This is a genomic window from Virgisporangium aurantiacum (assembly GCF_016863635.1).
Classification (GTDB): domain Bacteria; phylum Actinomycetota; class Actinomycetes; order Mycobacteriales; family Micromonosporaceae; genus Virgisporangium; species Virgisporangium aurantiacum.
Map to the genome: position 1 here is coordinate 1 of NZ_BOPG01000155.1, position 4,863 is coordinate 4,863.

The window sequence follows — 4,863 nt, forward strand, 5'->3', positions numbered from 1 at the left end:
GCCTCCGGCTGTTCGCGGTACCGCGCCCAGGCCCGTCCCGGCGGGCCAGGATGTGTGACTCCCTCCTGGGTCAGCAGCGCAGAGGCGAAAGTTATAAGCCCGCCCGTGTCGGCGAACTCCGGCGCATCCAAGTCGATCTCATTGGCACAGTTCGGCCCACTGACCCTTAGCCGTGCAAGAAGTCCACCTCGCATGTAGCGATCTCCCGGCGCAAGCGGTCGCGTGGCGACAACCACACGCACCCAAGGCACCGCGGCGAGTTCGGTGAGGAACTCGGCGATCGCCGCCTGATCCGAACGGCTATACGCCTCGTCAAGGGCGTCCAACGCGATAAGCCAGACCGGCGCCTCGCCACGGCCGGCCAGCCAGTCAACCAGATCAGCCACATCGATGGCCTCCGGTTGGCCGACAAGGCGCGCGACAGCCGCCACTACCTCCCGAACCGTCGCACCACGAGCGTGCATTGCCAGGCCCGATCCCATTCCGGCGGATTGAGCAAGGAGAACAGCCTGCCCAAGAACGGCCGACTTGCCGGATCCCGGCTGCCCGACAACCACCAGCGGTTCGCCGGGGCACACAGCTGATTGCCACCATGTCTCGATCCGATCAAGGGCGACGGCGCGTCCCCGGAACAGGTTGCCGCCTTGGGCGCCACTTCGCCGTCCCTGCCCGCGCCGTGTGAAATGTCCACGCGCCTCAGCGCCGGCCCAAATCCAGCCCGGGCCGCCCAGCGGCTCGGTTGGTGCCGGCTTGGACGGTTGGAGCCGACGGAGTGCATCGAGCCACGGTTGATGTTGATCGATGGGCAGGTCGCAACCCAGCAGAAACTTCTTAAGCGTCGATGGCTGTGGCGGGTTCTTGCCCGCGATCAGGTTGTGCACGGTGGTATTCGCAATGGACTCGCCCGACCGTGCCGCTCTGGTCGACACCTGGCGTGTCGAGCGTTCCGCCCATCTCATGAGCTTGTGGGCACATGCGGCCAACTCGGCAACTGTCTGGACGTCGGTCGGATCTGGTGCCGGGTCTCCCCGGGACCGCCTGCCGTCGGAAAGATCATGGCTAGCGCTCATCTATCCACCGCTTACGTCGCGTGATCGACCCCGACAGCGTAAAGGCCAGAGGCCCTGCCCGTTGTAGCCTGCGGCCCGGCCAGAGGAGTCCAATCCGTCCACCTGTTCAGAGGACTGTCATCTGAACAGGTGGACGGCCAGCGTCAAGGCACAGCCGGCGAGCAGCGCGGCCGGAAATGTCCCTGAACGAGAGGAACCGCTGGTGGACACGATCGCGATGCGTAGGCTGTGGCTGGCTTACGGCCTCCTGGTGTGCGTCCTTGTCGGCGTAGCCGCTGGCGTGCTGACCGCACTCGGCGGAGCAACCGCTATCGCCGCGGTCGTCGCCGGAGCTGGTGCCTTCGCCGGCGCCACGGCCTTGCTCGTCCTTCTGCTGACCTTCGTCTGGACCGTGCTCACCAACCCACCCGATCCAAGGCCGTAGTGGTCAGCACCTTATTCCTCGATCGGTGTTGGATGCCTGTAGCGGTCGCTCGCGGCACCGAACGGGCCAGGCAACAACGCGATGCCTGGGATCCCGTTGCCTCCCTGGTCGGTCAGCTGATTCATCGCCTCGGCGACGCTGGCGGGCGGCCCAGGCCCCGCTATGGTGCCATCCGTGACTGTTGATGACATCGTCCACGCGAAAGGCCCGGTCGCCCGCCCACCGTCCGCGGGTCCATCGGTCGCAGGCGCGATCGCCTTCCTGCCGGCGCTGGCACATTCCGCCCACATAGCGAACGACCGATAGTGCCCTCCCGCACGACGAGTCCGGTGCGCTATCGAGATGGCGACGCCAACACGGTGCTGCGCGACGTCCTCCATCGGCTGTGGAAGAGCAAGTGCCACTCATGCGACCAGCCGAAGGACTACACCGACATCCAGATCGACCACCTCATCCCAAAGAAGATCAGCGCACAGCAGCGCCGAAACCTGCTGAGGATCCTCCATCTGCCAGTCGACTTCGACCTTGACCGCCCGGCCAACCTGGCCCCGATCTGCGGCCGGTGCAACCGCAAGAAGAGCAACAAGACCGTCCCGGCGGCCACCACGATCCTCGCCATGACACTCGACAACGCGATTCAGCTCGAGCCCCGAGTGATCACCGAGGTAACCGGCATAGCGTCGAGTAGTCAGGTGGGCAGCTGGCTGAGGCGAGCGAATCAAGCCAACCTTGACATACCGCGGGTTCGAAACGCGTTCCTTCAAGAGGCCCCAGCAGTTGTACAGAAGCTGGCCCTGCTCGACCCGAGCCAGGCCGATTTTGTGACCATAAGATCGGTCGACCTCGACCTCGGCCCCCTCCAGGTGCTTGTACAACTCTCCCTGGACGTCCGCGGCCGCACGGCGATCACCGTGATCGAGGAAATATTCGACCGCCAGATCACCGACGTCATCGAGGCCGGCGTTGACGCGCTGGTCTCCGAGATCGCTGCAGCCGCACAGTCCTCTGTCGAGGCCATGGATGACCCGCTCGGACCGCTCAGTGCCGGGCCGCCCGAGTGTGACCAGCTCAGCCTGACAATCGACGAGGTCGATTTCGCTCGCGACGGTGCGGAACTAACGTTCACCTTGGAGGGCGCCTTCGTAGGCGAGCTCTCCGGCTCGGTCGTGCGCAGCAGCTCCGACGGCGATGGCCTCGACGACTTACAGGGGGACAGCGAGGCAGCCGGACGGTTCACCTTCTGGGTCACCTGGGACCTTACCCAAGCGCCCCCTGGATCCCGCGGTGCCTCAGCTGAAATCACCGACTGGGCAATGCCGTATGTCTCCGTATGGCTGCCGCCGCACAGACGCTGACAGAGCGACGCCCGATCGTCGATTTTGCGATCAAGATGATCTTGCGGTTCAGTTGAAGGTCCTGCCCCATATCTGAGCCTGAGTCGCACTCGCGGAGGTCGAGGCGGTTCCGCCGCGAAACAGGCAACCAACGATCTTGGTAAGGGCGCGCTGAACGACCAATCTGCAACGCACGTACGCGCTGGATTTGCAGGCCGCACGTCGTGTCGCTGCTGCTCATCGCAAGTGCGAGGCGATAAAGCTGTTCAGGTTTGTCTCTACGGCAGGGTATGTCACAGATCTGCAAGATGCCTATGACTATTGCATCGACTGCTGTCGTCTCCCTGCCTTGCGGGCCGACGGGCGTGGCTCGCCACGGCGATACCTGACAAATTGCTGGCGTCGCCGTGGCGTTCGTGGCATCGGGCCTTCGCTACGCCTGGTCGCTGCTGCGGCGACCGACCGTCAATGGCCGAAGTGGTCGAGCAGGCGGTCGACCAGGGCCCGGCAGGCCCCGGAAATGATGCCGGCAACGACCGCAAGGGTGAGTCGACGCCCGGTGCTGCGGCTGCGGTGATTCGATGACATGAATTCTCCTCGTCTTGTGTCGGTGGTTGGTGAGGAGGATGGAGACGGCCGGGGGAAGCCGGAATGGCTTGCGGGCGTTCCGGGCGGCGGCCGGGTTAGGCTCCGTATCCGGGCGGCCGCCCGCATGGTCCGTTGCGGGCGATGCGGGCATGAGCGTCGAGGAGCGGCGATGCCCGAACAGCGGAGCGGTCTGCGTCGGCTGCAGGAGGCCCTGCGAACTCTGGAAGTTCGGGGCGTCGCCGGTCAAAAGGCTGCCGGCCGGCACTGGTCGCGGCGGGCGGCGGCGGCGGACGCCAATCGGTCCTACAACGCTGGCGGTCTGGATGCCCGGCGGATCGGTGACTGGCTCAACGAGCCCGGTCGGGCCCCGCGCGACGCGGACCAGGTCTGGGCCTTGGTACGGGTGTGGTCGGCCTGGGCCGGTGACGGACCTGGTCGGCAGGAGCGGGGCTTGTGGAATGCCCTTGTCGAAGCGGCCCAGCCAATCTCGGTCACTGAGAATCCGCCAGCAGGGCCGTCGAAGGGGCCCTGGATGGCGCCGCCTGGAGCGCCAGGCACGGTTGCGCGGATTGCTTTGAACGCCGCGGTCCTCGACGCGGTCCTCGCCTCGGGGTCTGAGCAGGTGCCCGTGACCGCCGTGTATGGGGCGGGCGGCTTCGGCAAGTCCACGCTGGTACGCGACGCCTGCACCGACCCGCGGGTTCGAGATCGGTTCACGGGTGGCCTGCTGTGGACGGACCTGGGCCAGGCCGTGGGTGGTACAGATCTCGCGCTTCGGCTGAACGATCTGACGGAGCAACTGACCGGGGAACGGCCTGCCCTGTCAGATCCGCAGCAGGCAGGTTTCCGGTTCGGGGCTGCAGTCGACGCCCTGGCCCGACCCGTGCTGCTGGTCATCGATGATGCTTGGCGCGAGGACCAGCTCCGGCCGTTCCTACTCGGCGGCGAGGGCTGCCGGCGGCTCGTGGTTGCCCGAAGGCGCCTGGGCTTGCTGTCATCCGCGACGTCCGTCGATGTGCCGGCGATGACAGCACAAGAGGCGGCCGACCTCATCACACGGGGCGTGCGGGACCTTTCCACCGACGTCGTCGACGAGCTTGTCGCGCTAACCGGTCGATGGCCGTTGCTCCTGAGCCTGACCAACCGCACGATCGCGCGGCAGGTCGGCGGTGGACGAGAGTCCACGTCGGCAGCGAAACTGGTTGCCGAGCGGCTGCGTGCCTCCGGGCCGGCCGCGCTCGACCGTCCAGCGGTGGCTGACGAAGAGCATCGCGACGACCTCGTGGCCGCTTCCCTTGCTGCGAGCATCGATGTGCTCCCTGACGCTACCGCCGATCGATATCTTGAGCTGGGCATCTTTCCGACGGAAGCCGACATCCCGCTCGCCGTGCTTGACCTGCTCTGGTCAGAGACCGGCGGCATTGATCCGTTCGAAGTCGAGCTGCTC

The 4,863-nt window shown here is 66.1% G+C and carries 4 protein-coding genes and 1 pseudogene; 3 read left to right on the forward strand and 2 right to left on the reverse strand.

What is annotated here, in order from left to right:
* Positions 1-881: pseudogene (locus Vau01_RS62670) on the reverse strand (hypothetical protein); the annotation flags it as partial.
* A gap of 391 nt (positions 882-1,272) precedes the next feature.
* Between Vau01_RS62670 and Vau01_RS62675 the strand changes: the two are divergent.
* Entirely contained in the window at positions 1,273-1,494 is a 222-nt protein-coding gene (locus Vau01_RS62675) for a hypothetical protein (RefSeq protein WP_204015225.1), read from the forward strand.
* Positions 1,495-1,823: 329 nt separating this feature from the next.
* The gene (locus Vau01_RS62680; RefSeq protein WP_204015228.1) at positions 1,824-2,849 is read left to right on the forward strand and encodes an HNH endonuclease; all 1,026 of its coding nucleotides are present in this window, start codon (positions 1,824-1,826) and stop codon (positions 2,847-2,849) included.
* A gap of 444 nt (positions 2,850-3,293) precedes the next feature.
* Here the strand turns inward: Vau01_RS62680 and Vau01_RS64995 are convergent, their stop codons facing one another.
* Positions 3,294-3,416 carry a hypothetical protein gene (locus Vau01_RS64995; protein WP_275424076.1) on the reverse strand — a complete coding sequence of 41 codons (123 nt, stop codon included), beginning with the start codon at positions 3,414-3,416 and terminating at the stop codon, positions 3,294-3,296.
* 169 nt (positions 3,417-3,585) lie between these two features.
* Here Vau01_RS64995 and Vau01_RS62685 point away from each other — a divergent pair.
* The coding region (locus Vau01_RS62685) for an NB-ARC domain-containing protein (RefSeq protein WP_204015230.1) at positions 3,586-4,863 on the forward strand (1,278 nt) is incomplete at its 3' end.